General features: G+C 35.4%; 20 protein-coding genes. 5 read left to right on the top strand and 15 right to left on the bottom strand.

The window, feature by feature from the left end:
- Nucleotides 1–25: 25 nt before the first annotated feature.
- Genes CYP28_RS04110 through CYP28_RS04085 form a run of 6 tightly spaced genes read right to left on the bottom strand, consistent with a single transcriptional unit; the run spans nucleotide 26 to nucleotide 5,684 of the window.
- Nucleotides 26–565, bottom strand: a complete 540-nt coding sequence (locus CYP28_RS04110) for a hypothetical protein (protein ID WP_103593182.1) — start codon at nucleotides 563–565, stop codon at nucleotides 26–28.
- Entirely contained in the window at nucleotides 562–1,881 is a 1,320-nt protein-coding gene (locus CYP28_RS04105) for an ATP-dependent DNA helicase (protein WP_103593181.1), read from the bottom strand. Before CYP28_RS04105 ends, CYP28_RS04110 begins: the two co-directional genes overlap by 4 nt.
- Nucleotides 1,882–3,891: an SH3 domain-containing protein gene (locus CYP28_RS04100; protein WP_103593180.1), complete on the bottom strand. Its 2,010-nt coding sequence runs from the start codon at nucleotides 3,889–3,891 to the stop codon at nucleotides 1,882–1,884.
- Nucleotides 3,888–4,382: a chemotaxis protein gene (locus tag CYP28_RS04095; protein WP_103593179.1), complete on the bottom strand. Its 495-nt coding sequence runs from the start codon at nucleotides 4,380–4,382 to the stop codon at nucleotides 3,888–3,890. Before CYP28_RS04095 ends, CYP28_RS04100 begins: the two co-directional genes overlap by 4 nt.
- The gene (locus CYP28_RS04090; RefSeq protein ID WP_103593178.1) at nucleotides 4,375–4,821 is read right to left on the bottom strand and encodes a DUF523 domain-containing protein; all 447 of its coding nucleotides are present in this window, start codon (nucleotides 4,819–4,821) and stop codon (nucleotides 4,375–4,377) included. Before CYP28_RS04090 ends, CYP28_RS04095 begins: the two co-directional genes overlap by 8 nt.
- Nucleotides 4,818–5,684, bottom strand: a complete 867-nt coding sequence (locus CYP28_RS04085; protein ID WP_103593177.1) for a D-amino acid aminotransferase — start codon at nucleotides 5,682–5,684, stop codon at nucleotides 4,818–4,820. The genes CYP28_RS04090 and CYP28_RS04085 overlap by 4 nt, the downstream gene beginning before the upstream one ends.
- A gap of 104 nt (nucleotides 5,685–5,788) precedes the next feature.
- Between CYP28_RS04085 and CYP28_RS04080 the strand changes: the two genes are divergently transcribed.
- A complete protein-coding gene (locus CYP28_RS04080) occupies nucleotides 5,789–6,292 on the top strand; it encodes a hypothetical protein (protein WP_021090515.1) in 504 nt (167 codons plus the stop codon).
- Between the two features lie 133 nt (nucleotides 6,293–6,425).
- Here the strand turns inward: CYP28_RS04080 and CYP28_RS04075 are convergent, their stop codons facing one another.
- Nucleotides 6,426–6,719, bottom strand: coding sequence for a hypothetical protein (locus CYP28_RS04075; RefSeq protein WP_103593176.1), 294 nt, complete (start codon nucleotides 6,717–6,719; stop codon nucleotides 6,426–6,428).
- A gap of 2 nt (nucleotides 6,720–6,721) precedes the next feature.
- On the bottom strand, nucleotides 6,722–7,645 hold the full coding sequence (gene rsmH / locus CYP28_RS04070; RefSeq protein WP_103593175.1) for a 16S rRNA (cytosine(1402)-N(4))-methyltransferase RsmH: 924 nt from the start codon (nucleotides 7,643–7,645) through the stop codon (nucleotides 6,722–6,724).
- A 127-nt stretch (nucleotides 7,646–7,772) separates the two neighbouring features.
- Here rsmH and CYP28_RS04065 point away from each other — a divergent pair, with 127 nt between their 5' ends.
- The 4 genes from CYP28_RS04065 to ftsZ all read left to right on the top strand — a co-directional run bounded on the left by CYP28_RS04065 (nucleotide 7,773) and on the right by ftsZ (nucleotide 12,545).
- On the top strand, nucleotides 7,773–8,360 hold the full coding sequence (locus tag CYP28_RS04065) for a class II aldolase and adducin N-terminal domain-containing protein (RefSeq protein ID WP_103593174.1): 588 nt from the start codon (nucleotides 7,773–7,775) through the stop codon (nucleotides 8,358–8,360).
- Nucleotides 8,361–8,499: 139 nt separating this feature from the next.
- Nucleotides 8,500–9,957, top strand: coding sequence for a peptidylprolyl isomerase (locus tag CYP28_RS04060; RefSeq protein ID WP_103593173.1), 1,458 nt, complete (start codon nucleotides 8,500–8,502; stop codon nucleotides 9,955–9,957).
- A gap of 6 nt (nucleotides 9,958–9,963) precedes the next feature.
- Nucleotides 9,964–11,391 (top strand): cell division protein FtsA, encoded by a 1,428-nt coding sequence (gene ftsA / locus CYP28_RS04055; RefSeq protein WP_103593172.1) that lies wholly within the window; start codon nucleotides 9,964–9,966, stop codon nucleotides 11,389–11,391.
- A gap of 14 nt (nucleotides 11,392–11,405) precedes the next feature.
- Nucleotides 11,406–12,545, top strand: coding sequence for a cell division protein FtsZ (ftsZ, locus tag CYP28_RS04050; RefSeq protein WP_103593171.1), 1,140 nt, complete (start codon nucleotides 11,406–11,408; stop codon nucleotides 12,543–12,545).
- A gap of 90 nt (nucleotides 12,546–12,635) precedes the next feature.
- Here ftsZ and CYP28_RS04045 read toward each other — a convergent pair whose 3' ends face one another.
- The 7 genes from CYP28_RS04045 to CYP28_RS04015 form a co-directional block, all read right to left on the bottom strand.
- Nucleotides 12,636–12,929 (bottom strand): metal-sulfur cluster assembly factor, encoded by a 294-nt coding sequence (locus CYP28_RS04045; RefSeq protein ID WP_021091019.1) that lies wholly within the window; start codon nucleotides 12,927–12,929, stop codon nucleotides 12,636–12,638.
- 2 nt (nucleotides 12,930–12,931) lie between these two features.
- A complete protein-coding gene (locus CYP28_RS04040) occupies nucleotides 12,932–14,122 on the bottom strand; it encodes a peptidase M50 (RefSeq protein ID WP_103593170.1) in 1,191 nt (396 codons plus the stop codon).
- 1 nt (nucleotide 14,123) lies between these two features.
- The gene (locus CYP28_RS04035; RefSeq protein WP_021090578.1) at nucleotides 14,124–14,462 is read right to left on the bottom strand and encodes a hypothetical protein; all 339 of its coding nucleotides are present in this window, start codon (nucleotides 14,460–14,462) and stop codon (nucleotides 14,124–14,126) included.
- 73 nt (nucleotides 14,463–14,535) lie between these two features.
- Complete coding sequence (gene msrB / locus CYP28_RS04030) at nucleotides 14,536–15,576, bottom strand: peptide-methionine (R)-S-oxide reductase MsrB (protein WP_103593169.1); 1,041 nt, start codon at nucleotides 15,574–15,576, stop codon at nucleotides 14,536–14,538.
- 80 nt (nucleotides 15,577–15,656) lie between these two features.
- A complete protein-coding gene (gene purH, locus CYP28_RS04025) occupies nucleotides 15,657–17,189 on the bottom strand; it encodes a bifunctional phosphoribosylaminoimidazolecarboxamide formyltransferase/IMP cyclohydrolase (RefSeq protein WP_103579686.1) in 1,533 nt (510 codons plus the stop codon).
- Nucleotides 17,190–17,210: 21 nt separating this feature from the next.
- Nucleotides 17,211–17,783 carry a hypothetical protein gene (locus tag CYP28_RS04020; protein WP_103579687.1) on the bottom strand — a complete coding sequence of 191 codons (573 nt, stop codon included), beginning with the start codon at nucleotides 17,781–17,783 and terminating at the stop codon, nucleotides 17,211–17,213.
- Nucleotides 17,784–18,518: a TerB family tellurite resistance protein gene (locus tag CYP28_RS04015; RefSeq protein ID WP_103579688.1), complete on the bottom strand. Its 735-nt coding sequence runs from the start codon at nucleotides 18,516–18,518 to the stop codon at nucleotides 17,784–17,786.
- Nucleotide 18,519 lies beyond the last annotated feature (1 nt).

The following is an 18,519-nucleotide window of genomic DNA, read 5'->3' as shown; positions in this document are numbered from 1 at the left end:
TTTGGCTAGCTTTAGCCAAATTTACTCACTTCTCTCCAAAATCTTTTCCAAATTCTTGAACATTATTTAGATCAATAGGCTTTTGAACTACATCATTTGGATCTGGCGAGATGATGATCTCATTGCCCTTTTTCTTCTTTTCTGGTTTTGTTACAATCTCTTCATTAACACTTGGATCGGAGCATAAATTTTGGCTTTTTATTGCTTTTATGATCTCGCTTAGCTCAAGATTATTTATCACTTTTATATTTAAGATAAGCACATCATCGATATCAAGAGAGTGCTTTTTGGCTGCGTATTTTATAAAAAGCTCTTTAAATTTCTCTTTTCCCATCGAGGTTAAAATATCTTCTACGTAAAAGCTACCAACTATTATATTTAAAGCATCAAGTACATACGCTTCATTTTCTTCAACATCACGTCCGACGACTTCAAGATTCATATTTATCTTTTTTGTTAAATTTTGTCCAGCTTTTGAGTAGATATCTGTTTGAAAATCTCTTACTTTTAGCACGTCTGCAAATGCAAAAACACAAAAAGCAAGGCTTAAAAATAGCTTTTTCATAAACTCTCCTTAATATGCAAAAATACGTTTTCTTGGTAAAATTTCTTAACTTCGTCGTCAATTTTAACCACTTTTCTTAAATGCTGCCTAAAATCACTTTTCTTATCATAAAAAAGTTTTAAATTTTTAGGATTTACTGCGCGAGAAAGTGCGACGTAGAGCTGTCCTTTGGCAAAAATGTGGTTGATATTACAAATGAGCGAGTTTATGCTCATTCCTTGAGATTTGTGGATGGTTAGAGCGTAAGCGAGCTTAAATGGAAACTGATAGAGCGATGCCTGCACATTTTCTTCGATCTCATCTTCGTTTAAATTTAACGAACTAAATATATAAGCGGCTTTTTCTATCTCACAAATTTCGCCGCTATCTTTTTTCACGATCACGCTTGAGATGATGCCATTTTCTTTTAAAATTTGCATGATCTTGCCTTGCTCGCCGTTATAGTACTCACCCCATTTATTTGACGTAAAGATAATCTTAGCGCCTATCTTCATCTCCAAATCCCTTGAGATATTTAGTGTATTTGCCCATTTTTCAAACTCTTTTTTATCTAAATTTTCATCCAAAATGCTCACATCCGAGTTTGAAATTTCAAGTGGCGTGTCAAGTTCTGAAAGCCTTTTTTGATTTAGCATTTCAGCCTCGGCATTTCTACCAAAAAGCACACTCGTATCATCATCTGGCTCTATCTTGGCCACTCTTAAACTCTCTATATAGCTCATTATTTCATCATCTAGCTCGCCTACTCGCAGTCTAGAGAGAATTTCATAAAATTTAAGATCATTTGTGCGTTTTGAGACTAGTAGCTCAACATTTGTAAATTTCATATCCTCCCACGCACTGGAGTTAAAGGCGTATAAAAAGTTAAAAAGTTTGCTCTCATTTTGCTCTTTTTGCACTGGTGGAAGCTGATAAAAATCACCCACTATGAGCACCCTGCCCTTAAATTTAGATGTAAGCAAGCGGTATCTTATCATCTCCATTAAATCTGAGCTCACCATTGAAATTTCATCAATTACAAGCAGATCGCAAGCGTCTAGCATATTTCGTAGCTTGCTTAGCTTATCTTTTTGGCGGTAGTCAAGCCGTCTTAGCTCCTCGTAGTCCTTGCAGTAGCCAAATTTAAAAAAACTATGCAAGCTCACGCCCCCAAGGCTAACAGCACTTATGCCAGTTGAGCCAAGGATTATGACATTTTTAAAATTTTCTTTGTAGTGTCTGATGATGGAGGCCGTTAGATAGCTCTTGCCAACACCTCCGCCACCTGTTAAAAAGACGTTTGAGCGAGATAAAATTTCTAAAATTTGCTCTTTCATCTACTCAAACATCTCTGGGCGATACTCAAAGTGCATCGTATCAAAGTGTTTCCAGCGTCCGCCCCAGATAAATTTATGCTTTTCAAATACTCGGACAATCTTTTCAGGGATCAAATTCTCATAGCCCTTGCTCCACTGCCAGTAGTGGCTCTTTTTTACATTTATATCGATCGCAATGCCGTAGCTGTGAGCGCTCAAGCGGTTTGTGCCAGCGATGATGCGCCATTTAAATGTCCCACCTGGATCTTTTAAATACTCAAGCAAACTCGCATCACTTTTTACCATATCGTTTAGCTCGTTACTAACATCTTGCAAGGCGGCTACGGCTCCATTTTTAGAATTAAATTGTAACTTTAGCGCAAGGCTATCTTTTAGCCAAACGACATCTACCAAATTTGCTTTTACCTCGCTCTCGCTTGAGCCATAAATTTTGCCTAAAAGCTCGTAGTTTCTACATCTGCCAGCATCACTTAGTGCGGTGCTAAGTGGCGAAAATGCAGCGTAATCAAGCGCATTCATATCCTCTATATCAGCACCAATACTACACTCATCATCTTTTTGTTTAAAGTCATCATAGACAAATATTGTTCCATCACCGAATTTGATCAAATTATCCTCAACCTTAACACCATAAGCCCTTTGTAAAGCTGAAATTTTTCTAGCTTTATCGTTTATTACATTTTCTGGCTTTATCACATTTATAGAATCGACTTTTGAAATGAGCAAATTTGAGTTTTGTATGTCGCTTCTGTTTTGTCCGATGTTTAACGTAGTTACTGCCGTAGCACCGATTAACGCTCTGCCATTATTTTCAGTTTTTAGCCCCCAAGCATCATGCACCACATATATATCATCGCCCTTGTATCCAGCGTAAAGCATGATATGTCCTGGCAGATGCACAAGCGTAAGATATGGCACACCTTTTTCTTTTATCTCTTTTGTCTTAGCAGCATTACTAAGTCCTTTTAGATCAAATTTTTGTCCCATATTTGCTTGAGCCCTTGAGTTTCTAGGCAACCACACGCCAAAACTTGCTAGCAAATCTTTGGTAAAAAGCGAGCAATCCCTTAGCTTATCGACCCCACCCCAACCATAAGGCTGAGTAAGAAGGGAGCTAATAATTGTTTTTAGATTTGAGTCATTAAATTTAAGAGGAAAAAGAGCGCCAACAGACTTTGGCAACACAAATTCTCTCAAGAGATTTCTCACATAAATTTTACCGTAGTAGTTTTTACTATCCTGCGCCAAAACAGGCAGTATCGCTCCAACTCTTGAGTAAAACAAGAAATTTCCGGCCTTGTCATAAACTGGCATTTTATCCGTTTTTATAGTCACAAAACTTGACTTTTGATAGGCATTTGCCTCATCGTCGCTTATAAATTTAATATCCTCGACCTTTACCCAGCCCCAAACCGCATCATCGCTAACAAATGCCCATGCTCTGTCTTTAGAAAGATGCGAGACAAAAAGTGGATGAGCGATGCTTAGGGTTGATTCTTGTAGATAATCAAACGGATAGCCCTCGCCTGGAGTTTGCGGATTTAAAAATATCGGCTCATCGGTTGGAAAATTTCTTAAAGCTGTGTTTGCCGAAGTTAGAGCATAAGCAGAGATGCTTGAAAGAGCTGAAAAATTTGCATTGTCCTTTTGTGCGTCAAACCAGCTTTGAGGTATCTGTCTAAAATTTGAGCCAAAATACTTTCTCTTTTCGCTTGGCTTATATATATTAAATGCCCAAAAGACATCGTTTGGATTAAATTTTACGCCCCTTAATGTAAAAACCTTAAACCTTCTTTTTAAAATTTCTTCTTGGTCAAAGCTTGCACTTTGCATATTTTGCGGTAGTGACGAGGTATCTTGCTTCATTTCAAAATCAAGCAAACTAATGCGTTCATTTGGTCTATATACATTTTCATCTGGTAAAGAATTTTGCACACTTGGCTTTGGCTGGGTCTGCGAACATCCCAAAAACAAAGCAACACTAAATGCTAAAAATATACCCTTTTTCAATTTATTTCCTTATCCTTAAAAATAGCTTCTACAATCAAAACAAAAACATAAAACATCTTTTCATCGTTGTTTTTACAAATTTGTTTCATAGTCTCATTCTCGCTTTTTACTTTTATGTCATTTGATTTTAAAATTTCTACAATATCAGAGCCAAATTTCTTTGAAAGCTCACCCACTTTTACATCATTTAGAGCGTTTAAAAATCTAGTAGTGTTACAATCCATCTGCACTGGCTTGTGATTTAATATATTTTTAAACTCAAGGCTTAATTTCTTTAACTTTTTCTTCTTAACATAACTATGGACAATCGTCAAAACAACCAAACTAAAACCAAAGAAAATGTGTAAATTCAGCGAATTTTCACTCATCTCTCCATTTAAGAAAAGAACGCCACTCATAAAAAGACCGATCACACAGATAAAAAGCAGCAACAAGATGATGTACTTAAAAATCACCTCAAGTATAATGTTGTCTTTTAGCCTATCAAACATCAAGCCGCTCTATCTCATCTTCGCTGTAAACTAAAATTTCATTTTCTTTTAGTAGTTTTGCTGTGATGCCATCGCCTAAAATAAGCCTCCTACTAAAACTTCCGTCATAAATTTGCCCACTTCCACAACTTGGACTTTTTGATTTTAAAATAGCCTTTTTACAACCATTTAGTTTGGCTATCTTTAGGCAAATTTCTGCTCCATTTTTGAAATTTTCACTCACATCTTTACCTGAAAATTTACAAACAACCATACCATTTTTCATCTCAGCCGGTTCTCTTGGCGTGCTAAGTCCACCATAAACTTCAGGACAAACAAAAAGCAGATGAAATCTCTTTGAAATTTCATCTAAAACATCTTTATTTAAAAGATTATTTTCGCCGTTAAATTTACAATTTATGCCGACTAGGCAAGCACTTATTAAGATTTTTTCTCTCAAAGTCCAGCTTCTTTTAAAAGTTCACCAGCATAAATTTCACGAAGTTTGCTTGAAATTTCTCCTACTTTTGCACCATTTATCGCCTTGCCATCAGCATAAACGACTGGTAATAGTATGAGCGTCGCAGCCGAGATAAAGACCTCATCGGCACTATAAACTTCATCCATGCTAAATTTTCGCTCCTCTATCTTAAGGCCAATATCTTTAGCGATCTTTAAAAGCCTCATACGGCGAATTCCTGGCAAAATTTCATTTGAAAGTGGCTTGGTGATGAGGGTTTTATCTTTGATGATAAAAGCGCTCGAGCTACAACCCTCTGTAACAAAACCATTTTCCACCATAAAGCCCTCGTCTGCGCCTTTTTTGTGAGCCTCGTTTTTAGCGTAGCACTGAGCCAGAAGTGAGATAGACTTGATGTCACGCCTTTTCCACCTGATATCCTCGACACTTACGACCTTTATGCCAGTTTTTGCGGCAGGATTATTTAAAATTTCACTCTCGTAACAGAAAATAAAGACGCTTGGTGTTAAATTTTCCATAAAATAGAAATTTCTAAACGCCACGCCTCTTGTTACTTGCATGTAAATTCCGCCTTCTTTTAAGGCGTTTTTAGTGATTATCTCTTTTAAAATTGCTTCAAATTTTTCCTTTTCATAGGGTAAGCTTATATCTATTTCATTTAAGCTTCTTTCAAATCTCGCCCAAAATCCATCTTTATCAACCATTTTTGAATTTATCACAGGCACAACCTCATAAATTCCATCGCCAAATATAAATCCTCTATCAAAAGCACTAACTTTTGCCTCGTCTTTTTGCAAAAATTCTCCGTTTAAAAAGACGGTTTGCAAAGCTTGATCTGCCATTTTTAGCTCCTTAAATTTTGGGCAAATTGTATCTAATTTTGTTTGAATTTATAGATTCTTAGATATAATGAGTCAAAATTTCAAAGGTAAAAAGTCTATAAAAAATGCAAGAAACCTTAAAAGATAGAATCATAAAAAACGTTTTTTTTGTTTCAAAACAGCCAGTTTTATTCAGGGATCTACTTGAAGCAAATGCCCTTTTTAACGAAGGTATGCTAATAGATGGAGCAAAGCTAAATTTTAGATTTAACCACATCAAGCTCTATCAGATTTACGCACTTATCTGTTTTGTCATTTTATTTCCATTGTTAATCATCACGCATCATTTTTTAGCAAAAACTGACGCGCATATATCGATAATAGCGACTGCTGTCGTCACTTCGGCCGTTTTTATTGGCTTTGATATGTTTAAAGTTTGGGCAAGAAGAGAGATAAGCCACGATCTTATCAAGAAAGCCTGGAGTGTGCACTTTCCTTATTTTAGCTATGAAAAATACTCAAGCAAGGTCGAAGAAATTTATAATACTGCTATAAAAAATGACATATCAAAAAAAGATTTAGAACAATATATATATGAAAAGCTAATCTCTCAAAAAGAAAGTAATTAGCAAGTTAACCTAGGCTTTTTTTATCGAGCTAATTTTATTTTTGTGCAGTTATATACAAAATGGCTATATTATTTGCCAATATAATTGAATCGCCAAAATTTAGATGAGAATAAATAAAGCTTTAAATGTTCAGTTATTTCCATTGGCGTTCTTGCATATTGTTTAAAATTTGATTTTTATAACGTAAATTTTCAAGCTTTATATTAAGAGCTCTATTTTCCTCTAAAAGCATATCTCGTTTACCGCTAATGTCCGCTATGTCTCTACTTATATAATAAATTTGATTCGCTATGTAAATTTTTGGCAAAAATATAGCTAGAGCTACAAAAACAGCTAAATAGACCATCACTAATGTCTTAAAGCTTAAATTTACCTCACGTTTTTGCTCCTCATCGTGAAGTGATAATAGCTCTTCTTTTTCTTGCATCTTTATCCCTTTATCTTAAAAACCCGTAGTTTTGCACTCTTGCTTCGTGAGTTTATCTTTAGCTCATTTTGGCTTGCCGTTAGTGGCTTTTTGGTCAAAATTTCGCCTAGTTCATGGTTATTTCCGCACTCACATTTATAAACACCAGGTAGGCATATACAACTATTTGCCCACTTTTTAAAGCGCTCTTTTACGATCCTATCTTCAAGCGAGTGAAATGTAATAATCGCCACAAGACAATCCTTAAACCCACATTCTTCTATACTATCAAGTAAATTTGTTAGCTCATCTAACTCACCATTAACCTCTATCCTGATAGCTTGAAAAGCAAGTATCGCAGGGCTAACTCCGCGCCCTTTTATCTGGGCTGTACCTATTAAATTTGCAAGCTCTTTTGCACTCGTTATCTTGCCAAAATTTCTAGCATTTATAATCTTGTTCGCAATCCCAGCAGCATTTTTTAGCTCGCCATAATCTCTAAAAATTCTAACCAACTCGTCAAAAGAGTATCCATTTACAACGTCATATGCGCTAAAATTTCGCTCTTTGTCCATGCGCATATCAAGCTTGCTTGAGCCAAGACTAAAACCCCTATCATCTTTATCTATCTGAAGTGAGCTAACGCCGATGTCAGCCAAAATTCCTCTAACATTTAAAATTTCTTCTTGACTTAGCTTGCTAGTCAATTCAGAGAAGTTACTTTTATAAATTTTAACCCTACTACCAAATGGCTCAAGTTTTTTTAGTGAAAAATTTATAGCTTCATTATCTCTATCACAGGCAATTAAATTTAAATTTTCATTTTGAGATAAAATGGCACTAGAATGTCCGGCATATCCAAGCGTGCAATCTATAAAATTTCCATTTAAATTTTTAAAAAAAGATAGAACTTCATCAAGTAAAACACTGATATGTGGACTTTGCAACACTGCCTCTTTATAGTAAATAGTGTGGAAAATTTATCGAAATTTTACTTAAAAAGCTATCATTACGTAAAATTTTACATAAATTTTAAGATAGCTTAAATATAATCGCTTAAACGTAGGAGAAAAAATGGAGCTAGAACACTCAATAAATGAGATAAAAACAATATCACTTTCTATGTTTAGAAAGAATTTTTTTGGCGTCTTTCACGGCTCGATTTCAGCAAGAGTCGAAAAAAATCAATTTATAATCAATAAACAAAATGCTATTTTTGATAATTTAAAAGATGATGACTTGACGCTTCTTTCATCAAAAAAAGACTATCGTTGGAATGAAGCTAGTCTTGATGCTGATATACACTTAAATATTTATAAAAATATAAATGAGGCGAGATTTGTTTGCTACGCGATGCCACCATACGCAACTGCCTACGCAATGAAACATGAAAAAATAGTACCGAAAGATTATTTTGGATATATGAGATTTAATGAAATTTTAGTCTATGATCCAAAACAATATGACGACTGGTATGAGCGTGCAGAAACTGAAATTTATAGATATATGGTTGAAAAAAATACAAACATTATTATCGTTAAAGGATATGGTATTTATGCATACAGCAGAAGCCCTCAGCTTCTTGCAAAAGAGATAGCTTTACTAGAAAATAGCTGCAAATTGCTTCATTTAACTAGTGGTTATAGCGATTATAGTATTTAAAAATTTTGCTAACAATACTAAAAAATTGTTAGCAAAATTCTTCACAAAGATATTTTTAAAGCCCCTATTTTAAGCTTATTTAAGGCAATTTTATATAATATATCATACAAATTTCGTTAGTCTTTTAAAGGAAAATTTAATGTTGTCTTGGATGCAGAAACATAAAAAATACCTAGTTGTTACCATTTGGGTAAGTACAATAGCCTTTGTTGGAGCAGGCTTTGTAGGCTGGGGAGCATATGATTTAAATAGCAATCGAGCCACTTCGGTAGCAAAAGTAGGACACAGAAATATAAGCATTCAAGAACTACAACAAAAATACGATAGTTTGTATCAATACTATAATAATCTTTTTGATGGCAAATTAACGCAAGAAAAGGCCAATGAGTTAGGTCTAGAAAATGCTGCACTTCAGGCTACAATTCAAGAGAATTTACTATTAAATTTTGCAGATGATATAGGTCTTAGCGTTAGCAAAGATGATATTTTAAAATATATAATCGCTGATCCAACATTTCAAAAAGATGGTGCTTTTGATAAAAATTTATACTACGATATTTTAAGAAGGGCCAGAATAAATCCAACCGATTTTGAAGAAAATTTAAAACTAACAATACTACTTGATAAACTTAGAACTATTTTAAATTTACCAGCCAGCAAAGAAGACATTGCAATGATGGAAGCAAGCTTTTTTATGCAAGACAAATTAGCAGTACAGATAATAAATGCCAATCAAAGTGATATAAAAATAGATGAAAAAGAGCTAAAGGATCTTTGGGAAACAAATAAAAACAACTATATGACAAAGACTATATACGGTTTAGAAACATACTTTATAGAGTCAAATAAAAATGATGTAAATCAAACCACTTTGAGTGACTACTACAACGAAAATAAGGAGAGATATAAAGGCTCTGATGATAAAATCAAATCATTTGACGAAGTAAAGGCTGAAGTTATTAAAGACTACAATATTGAGAAAAGCAAGACCGATGCTTTAAAAAAATATACCTCTATCAAAAAAGCTGAGCTTGCAACAAATGAATTTATTAGTATAAATGAAGATAATGCGACATTCTCGCTTGATGAAATAAAAGGTGCAAAAGTTGGTGAGATTATAAAACCATTTACATATAAAGATGGATATTTAATAGTTAGAGTAAAAAGCATAACTCCTCCACAACCTATGAGCTTTGAGCAAGCAAGAGCAATAGTGTTTGAAATTTACAAAGATAAAAAGAAAAAAGAAAACTTAACAACCATAGCAAAAGAGTCTTTACAAAATTTCAAAGGTACTGATATAGGCTTTATCAGTAGAGATATAAATGGCTCTATCTCAGGACTAAATGAAAGTGAAACTAGAGCTTTTGTTTCTCAACTTTTTGAAACTAACAACAAAAAAGATTATGTTATATTAGAAGATAAGGCCGTTATATACGATATTTTGGAACAAAGGTTGCTTGTAGATAATATAGATAATAACTATAAACAAATAACACAGCAAAACGTTACAATGCTTAAAAATAATGAGTTAATAAAAGATTTAACAAACAAACTAAAAAAATACTATGAAATTAAAGAATATATCAAAAGGTAATTTATCTTGAGTACAAAAATTTTAGGTATAGATATCGGCTCTTTCCAGATTTGTGCGGTAATAGCACAACATGATGAAAATGGTATTAAGATAATTGGAATTGGAACTGAAAAAACGCAGGGAATAAGAAAAGGTGTTATAACTAATATAGAGCAAGCTGCAAAGTCTATAAAAAATGCATTAATAGAAGCACAAAGAGTTGCAGGAACACGCTATGAAAAAGTCATAGTTTCTATTTCTGGTGCGTATACAAAAAGTGTTGATAGTAGTGGTGTAGTAAATATACCAAATCATGAAATAGGTATAAAAGAGATCGAACGTGCTATGCAAATGGCCGATCATACAGCTGATATACCTCATGAATATGAAAAACTACATGTTCTTCCTTATAATTTTAAGGTAGATGGGCAAGAACACATTGAAGATCCAATAGGCATGAATGGTAGTAGGCTAGAAGTTCAAACACATATTGTCACAGTGCAAAAGTCATCTATTAGCAACCTAAGAAAAGCCGTAAATTTAGCAGGTGTTCAACTAGATAACATAGTCCTTTCAGGATATGCTTCTGCGATAGCAACATTAACAAAAGATGAGAAAGAGCTTGGTGCCGCACTTGTTGATATGGGTGGTGCTACTTGTAATCTTGTAGTGCATTCTGGAAATTCTATAAGATACAATGAATTTTTACCTGTTGGCTCAGCAAACATTACAAATGATCTTTCTATGGCTCTGCATACACCACTTCCAAAGGCAGAAGAGATAAAATTAGGCTATGGCGCTTTAATAAATAAGTCAGTTGATCTAATAGAGCTCCCGATCCTTGGAGATGAAACAAAAAGCCACGAAGTTTCACTAGACATAATATCAAATGTTATATATGCCAGAGCAGAAGAAACCCTTATGGTACTTGCTAAAATGCTAGAAGATAGCGGCTATAAAGATAGCATTGGTGCTGGAATAATACTTACTGGTGGTATGACTAAGCTAGAAGGTATTAGAGATCTTGCATCTGCAATATTTGACAAAATGCCAGTTCGTATAGCAAAACCAAAGGAAATGGATGGATTATTTGAAATTTTAAGAGACCCAGCAAATTCTTGTGCTATAGGGCTTTGTTTGTATGGTGCTGGCAACTTTAGCCCATACGAGATTGATTCTGAGAAAAAAATGAGATACCAAGGGGAAATAGCCTCAAAACCGAAAGCAAATTTTAGAAATGTTTTTGTAGAAGAAGAAAATATACAAAATTTTGGACAAGAGGTGCAGGATCCAAATGAAAAAGAGGATAGTTTTTCTGATAAAGATTTTGAATTAGAAATAGCAAATAAATCAAAAAATAAAGAAGAGCTTGCCAATATTGCAGATATTAGCAAACAAGAAAAAAAGCCAAATGCTTTTGCAAAATTTTGGTATAGTATTACACAATTATTTTAAGGAGAATTTCAAAAATGAGTAGCTTCACAGTAGAAGAAAATAAAAGCATCTATGGTGCAAAGATAAAGGTCGTAGGTGTAGGTGGAGGTGGTGGCAATATGGTCAACCACATAATAAGAGTTAATCCAAATTTAAATATAGATCTTATTGTTGCTAATACAGATGCTAAGGCTCTTGAAAATTCTCTTGCACATACAAAAATACAGCTTGGAGAAAAGACAACAAAAGGTCTAGGTGCAGGCATGAGACCTGAAATAGGAAAAGCCGCTGCTGAAGAGAGCTACGATGAAGTAAAAAGTGCACTTGAGACATCAGATATAGTTTTCATTGGTACAGGACTTGGTGGTGGAACTGGTACAGGTGCAGCTCCAGTAGTTGCTCAAGCTGCAAAAGATATTGGTGCACTAACAGTTGCAGTTGTTACCATGCCTTTTATGTTTGAAGGAAAAAAACGTAGAAAATTGGCTGATTGTGGTCTTGAAGAACTTAGAAAAGAAAGCGATTCTATTGTTGTCATTCCAAATGATAAACTCCTAACATTAATTGATAAAAATGCTGGCATAAAAGAAAGCTTTGAAATGGTTGATGAAGTGCTTGCAAGAGCCGTCAATGGTATGAGTACGATCGTACTTGATTCAGGAAAAAGCGATATAAATCTAGACTTTGCTGATGTTAGAACGATTATGAGTCACAGAGGACTAGCTTTAATGGGTGTTGGCGAAGCAAGTGGCGAAGATGCAGCGCAAGAAGCTATAAAAAATGCTATACAATCACCGCTTCTTGATAACATGACAATAAATGGTGCATTTGGTATTTTAGTTCATTTTAGAATAAGCCCTAGTTGCCCACTAGCTGATATCAATAATGCGATGAGTATTATTCATGAGGCAGCAGATGAAGATGCTGAAATTATATTTGGTACAACAACTGATGATAAAATAGAAGACAATAAAGTTGAAGTTACAATAATAGCAACAGGTTTTCAAAGCTCACAAAAAGAGACTGAAAAAAAAGATGAAATACAAACTTCTAATGCAAACGATATCATAAAAAAAGAGCGTATATTAAGACTTAAAAAAGTTAGTGGTGGATATGACGAAGACTATATGTCACAACTTGATGTGCCATCATTTATGCGCCATCAAATGGACTAATAAAAAAACAAACTCCTTAAAATTTCTAGAGAGCTTTTGCTCTCTAGCTTATTAAAAATTTACAAACCTTTAAATCCAAAAACTTAAAAATTAAACTCCGAGCTGTGCTTTTACAAAATCACTTGCCATTTGTATATTCCACTCAGGCTCCCAGACAAGATCGATCTCACACTCTTTGACGCCTTCTATATCAAGCACGGCAGTTTCTACCCAGCCAAGTATCATTTCATGTAGCGGGCAAGATTTGGTTGAAAGCGTCATAGTAACCTTTGCTTTGCCATTTTCATCGCAGCTCGCATCGTATATAAGTCCAAGCGAAACGATATCAAAGCCAACTTCTGGATCAACGATATTTGACAGTGCGTTATAAATTTTTTCTTTCATTTTTATCCTTTAAAACCAGTAAATCTAAAAATATTTATTATATTTATTGATAGTAAAACTATACTAAGAGCTATAAACATCATACCAGCTTGCACTAAAATTTCTAGTTCAAAGCAAGTTGAGAAAAGATAGCAAAGAAGCGAGATAGCATTAAAAGCTATACCAAAATAAGCTATCTTTTTTAGTATCATGGCATCAAGAAGTGGCACTTTTACCTTTCCGACAAAAGGTGCTACGTAGTGATACCATATGAGAAATGGTGCGATCTTGTAAAGATGAGCTACGATAAAAGCAAACAAAAAGCCATATATTAAAAAATATGCAGCTAAATTTAATTTATCCAAAGCTATAAAAACAGCAGCACCAAGCAAAGCCACCAATGAAAGTACGATATTTACATTCCAGTAATCATACGCCTTTCTAACGCGCTTTTTTAAAATATAAAGTGCTTGAGCTATAAAAAGTAAAGCTGCCACGCATATTGACAAAACAGACAAATTTTCATTAAAAGCTAGTAAGATACCACCCAAAATATAGCATGCTAGTGAGGCTTTACTAAGTATAAATTTTAGATCATGAGCTAGCGCAAACATAGGTAAGAGTACACTAGCAGCTCCAAGTATCACAAGAAATACAAATCCCAGCACAAAATAAACGTGAAATTTTAGTGTCATCTCAAAATCAAGCATCAGCGTGCCACTAAGTATCATAAGCAAGCAAAAACCAAGCGTTATTCCAATTATCAAAAAGATAGCTGAAACAAAAAGTGCAAAGGCTGCAAAGCTCCTTTTTTCATTATCCATAAAGCTTAATGCGTAAGTCGTTGCAAAAAAAGCGAGCGAGCAAAAAAGCAAAACTCCACTAATTTGTAAAATTTTAGCCTCAGTAAATAACATCCCGTAGCACATTCCCAACAATGATAGACAAAAAATAGCCAAATTTAAAATAGCACCTTTTGCGGTAAAAAATGGCTTTTCTAAAATGACTGAGGTTAGCTGATAGAGCGCTCCGATGATAATGCTCATCACAAAGCCAACAAAAAATATATGCAAAAAACCAGCTGTGTTTAGTGAGCTAATCGCATCAAAATCTGCATAAAAGAATGCCGGCACACTTAATGCCAAAAACAAAATTCCAGCAATAAAATATCCACCAACTAGCTTAAATGGTGGTGCGTAAGTATTTAAAAGCATCTTAGTGGCAAAGACTCGTATCTACGTCTTCTATGTTTGCGCCGTCTTTTAGGCTAAAAATCATCTTTACAGCCCCACCATCTATATCTTCACGCTCTATGTCAAAGCTCTTATCTATCTTTGGTATAAGACCAGCTGGAAATTTATGATTTAGCATCATAATTTTTGTGTTTTTATCAGCAAATTTAATAGCGATTAATGCATTGACCATTGGCTCTGGCGGCACGCAAGGACGTGAGTCAAAGCCAACAAAATTTACACCATTTTCATTAAATTTATAAAATGGCACGGTTGCACCATCGACATTAAACTGCTCTGCGTTTTTGAAAAAATCGCTCATTTTTTCTCCTTTTAATTTTGGAGAATTATACTCTGATTAAACTTTTCAAACTATTGATTTGCTTCAACAAAAGCTATTTTACGTAAGGTATAAATTCCTCATATCCAAGTCTAGCCATATCTTCAAGCGGTATAAATTTAAGGCTCGCACCGTTTATGCAATATCTTAGCCCGCCCTTATCGCTTGGGCCATCGTCAAAGACATGACCAAGGTGCGCGTCACTATTTTGCGACTTAACTTCGACTCTTTTCATCATAAAAGAGTTGTCCTCCTTATATGAAAGAGCTGTTGTCGTGATAGGCTTTGTAAAGCTAGGCCAGCCACATCCTGCATCAAATTTATCTGCACTTGAGAAAAGTGGCTTTCCGCTCGTTATATCTACATAAATGCCTTTTTGATCAAATTTATCATACTCGCTGCTAAATGGCCTCTCAGTTGCAGCTTCTTGCGTCACGGCATACTGCTCGCTACTTAAATTTTTCTTTAGCTCATCTTTACTAAGCGGCTTAAATTTCGCCTCATCGTAAAGCGGTTTATCGGCTAAACCTAGATCGATATGGCAATATCCAAAAGGATTTTTATCAAGATAGTCTTGATGATACTCCTCGCCTAAGACGAAATTTTTAAGTGGCGCCACCTCAACCACAATCTTATCTTTAAATTTCTTTTGCTCTATTTTCATAAAGCTCTCTATCGTTGGCAGATCACTTTCGCTCACATAGTAAATTCCGCTTCTATACTGCCTACCGACGTCATTGCCTTGTTTATTTAGAGAGGTCGGGTCGATCACTCTAAAAAAGTGAGCCAAAATTTCAGCCAAAGCGACTCTATTTTCGTCGTATTTTACATAAAGTGTCTCAGCATGATCGCTCTCATGAAGCTCGCGGTAGCTAGTATTTTCGCTCTTGCCATTTGCGTAGCCTACCTTTGTATCCACTACGCCAAATATCTTTTTAAAATATCCCTGCATACCCCAAAAGCAACCACCTGCTAGATAAATTTCTTTTAATTTTTGTCCTGCCATCGTCTGCTCCTTTATAAGCTCATCCTTTGCCATCAAATTTAGACCAAAAAACATTGCAGCCATTAAGATAAATTTTAAGATCTTTTTCATTCTATCTCCTTTCATTTTTGAAAGATTATACTAAAATTAAAGTTATAAAGTGTGAAGAAAGGGGCAAGCGCCCCTAAATTTTAGTGTAAAAAGTGTCTAACGCCAGTAAAGTATAGCGACATGCCGTGTTCATCGGCAGCCTCTATCACCTCATCATCTCTGATGCTGCCACCTGGCTCGATGACACATTTTACGCCGACTTTGCTAGCGATGTCGATGCTGTCTCTAAATGGAAAGAACGCTTCGCTTGCAAGTACGCAGCCACTTAGATCGATCTTTAGCTCTTTTGCCTTTGCCACGGCTGCACGTGCAGCATCAACGCGGCTTGTCATACCCATGCCGATAGCCACCATAGCGCCATCTTTTACATAAACTACGCAGTTGCTCTTCGTTAGCGCAGCCACTTTCCACGCGATCTGGGCATCTTTTAGCTCACTACCAGTTGCAAATTTCTTGCTCATTTGCTTCATATTTTCAAGCTCTTCGTCTTTTACATAGTCTCTTTCTTGAAATACAAATCCACCATCAACGTGCTTAAAGTCAAATTTATCATTTGAGCGAACTAAAAATTTATTGTCTTGAGTGAAAATTTTGATACGTTTTTTACTCTCAAATACTTTAAGCGCGGCATCATCTACGTTTGCAGCGATGATTACTTCAACGTAAATTTCATTTATCTTTTTAGCTAGCTTTTCATCAAGTGTGCCGTTTATTGCGACCACGCCGCCGTATGCTGAGACCGGATCGCACTTAAGCGCAGCCTCGTAGCTCTCAAGCAAAGTATCTTTTACAGCAAAACCACAAGGATTAGCATGCTTGATGATAGCCACAGCTGGTGCGTCATCAAAGCTAGTTGCAAGCATCAATGCACCATTTATATCGGTCATATTATTAAAACTAGCCTCGCCTTTTAGAGCTCTAAAGTTGTTTGTAAAGAAATAATCAAACTCATAAAGTGCGCCTTTTTGGTGTGGATTTTCGCCGTATCTAGTGTCAAAAACCTTGCTTCCCATGATAAATCTAGCATCGCCAAAACCGCCATTAAATCTATCATTCATATAGTTTGCGATCATGCTATCATAAGCCGCTGTATGCTCGAACGCCTTTATCATCAGCGATCTTCTAAACTCAAAATCATCGCTTTTCTCTTTTAGACGATTTAAAATTTCATCATAATCAAGCACGCTTGTAACAATAAGGACATCTTTAAAATTTTTAGCCGCACTTCTTACCATAGCTGGGCCGCCGATGTCGATATTTTCGATGATCTCAGCAAAGTCATCAGTCCTAATCGTAGTCTCTTTAAATGGATATAAATTTACGCAAACTAGGTCTATGCCCTCGATGCCATGCTCTTTTGCCTGAGCCACGTGCGTAGCGTCGTCACGTTTGTGTAAGATGCCGCCATGTATCTTTGGATGAAGCGTCTTTACCCTACCCTCAAACATCTCAGGTGAAGCTGTAAATTCACTAACTTCAGTAGCTTTGACACCCTCGCTCTTTAAAAGTTTATAGGTGCCACCAGTTGAAAGTATCTGCCAGCCAAGCTCTTCCAGCCCCTTTGCAAACTCTACAATGCCCTCTTTATCGCTAACGCTAAGCAATGCTCTCATTTTTTCTCCTTTATTAAATTTTTATCTTTTTGTTAAACACATACCTTTTACTAGCAGAAGCTGCCCCATTTTTATATCTTTTGCGATATTCTTTATCGATAAGGCTTCTAGCGTAACCATAACATTTGCAGCTGCATCTATATAATAGTCTTTTCTCTCTACAAAATTTTCACGCTTTTGACCAACAATATCAACGCTAAAGGCATAGCTTGAAATTTGATTGCCATCAAAATAACGCGCATCTAATACGCTTAAATTTACAGACTCCTCTTTCTCAAGCGCCTCGCATATTGGCTTTTTTGAGCTAAATTTCATCATCTTTATGCCGCGATCATACGAAAAGATATACTCACTAATTTCATTTAATTTTTTTGCTTGAACTGACATAATGTCGCTCTTGTTGCCATCTTTATCGACAAATACTATACTCACATTGCTATCTTTAACATCGTAGTTGCTGATGACTAACCTTTGATCTTGATAAAGCTCGCTTTGCGTAAGCTTAAATTTTATCTCTTTTCCATCGACATTTACCACTTTAAAATCATTACAAAAGCCAGCCACCGCTAGCAGCAAAATAATAAATTTCTTCATCTAAACTCCAAATTTCTCTTTTAATCGCCCATAAGCCTCGTTTATCTCCTGAAGCTTTTTAGTTGAGCGCTCGATCACCTCTTTACTCTCGCCCCTACCCATTAAAATGTCGGGATGATACTGCCTTACAAGCTCTTTGTAACGGGCTTTTACTTCATCAAAGCTTGCATTTTTGTTAAGTCCTAAAACCTCAAACGCATCTTTTTCTTGGACTACTTTATCAGTATTTGCCTCAAATCTTGAGCCATAAAAACTATCAAATTTAAAGATGATCTCATCAAGCGTTTCTTTATCAATGCCAAATCCATAAGCGATATTTCTTATAACATCTTGCTCGCTTTTGTTAAATTCTCCATCTATGTAGGCTAAATTTAGAAAAAATGTGAGCCTAGCGATGCATATATCGTAGTTTAGATTAAATGCTCTCTTGTAGTTTCTAGCGGTTTCATAGGCGTTATCTATATTTTCTTTTTGGCTCTTATAAACCTCTTTTAGATACTCACGCACACCGCTAACGCCGCTAACTTTCTGGCTTAGATCATCTAGCACTTGAGTGATCAGCCTAGCCTCTAGTTCGCTAACTCTGCCGTCACTTTTAGCTACTTTTGCAAGCAGTGAGACTAGAAATTTAGCCTCATCTACATCTGCTTGTTTCTTGCGGTTACTACCTATTTGGACATTCATAAAGAGAAATATCGCACCGCCTAATATCAGTAAAAACAGGACTCCAGACATA

The organism is Campylobacter concisus (assembly GCF_002914195.1).
In the GTDB taxonomy this organism is placed as follows: Bacteria; Campylobacterota; Campylobacteria; order Campylobacterales; family Campylobacteraceae; genus Campylobacter_A; species Campylobacter_A concisus_M.
Note: the sequence above shows the minus strand (reverse complement) of the source record. Positions and strands in the feature narration are given on the sequence as shown.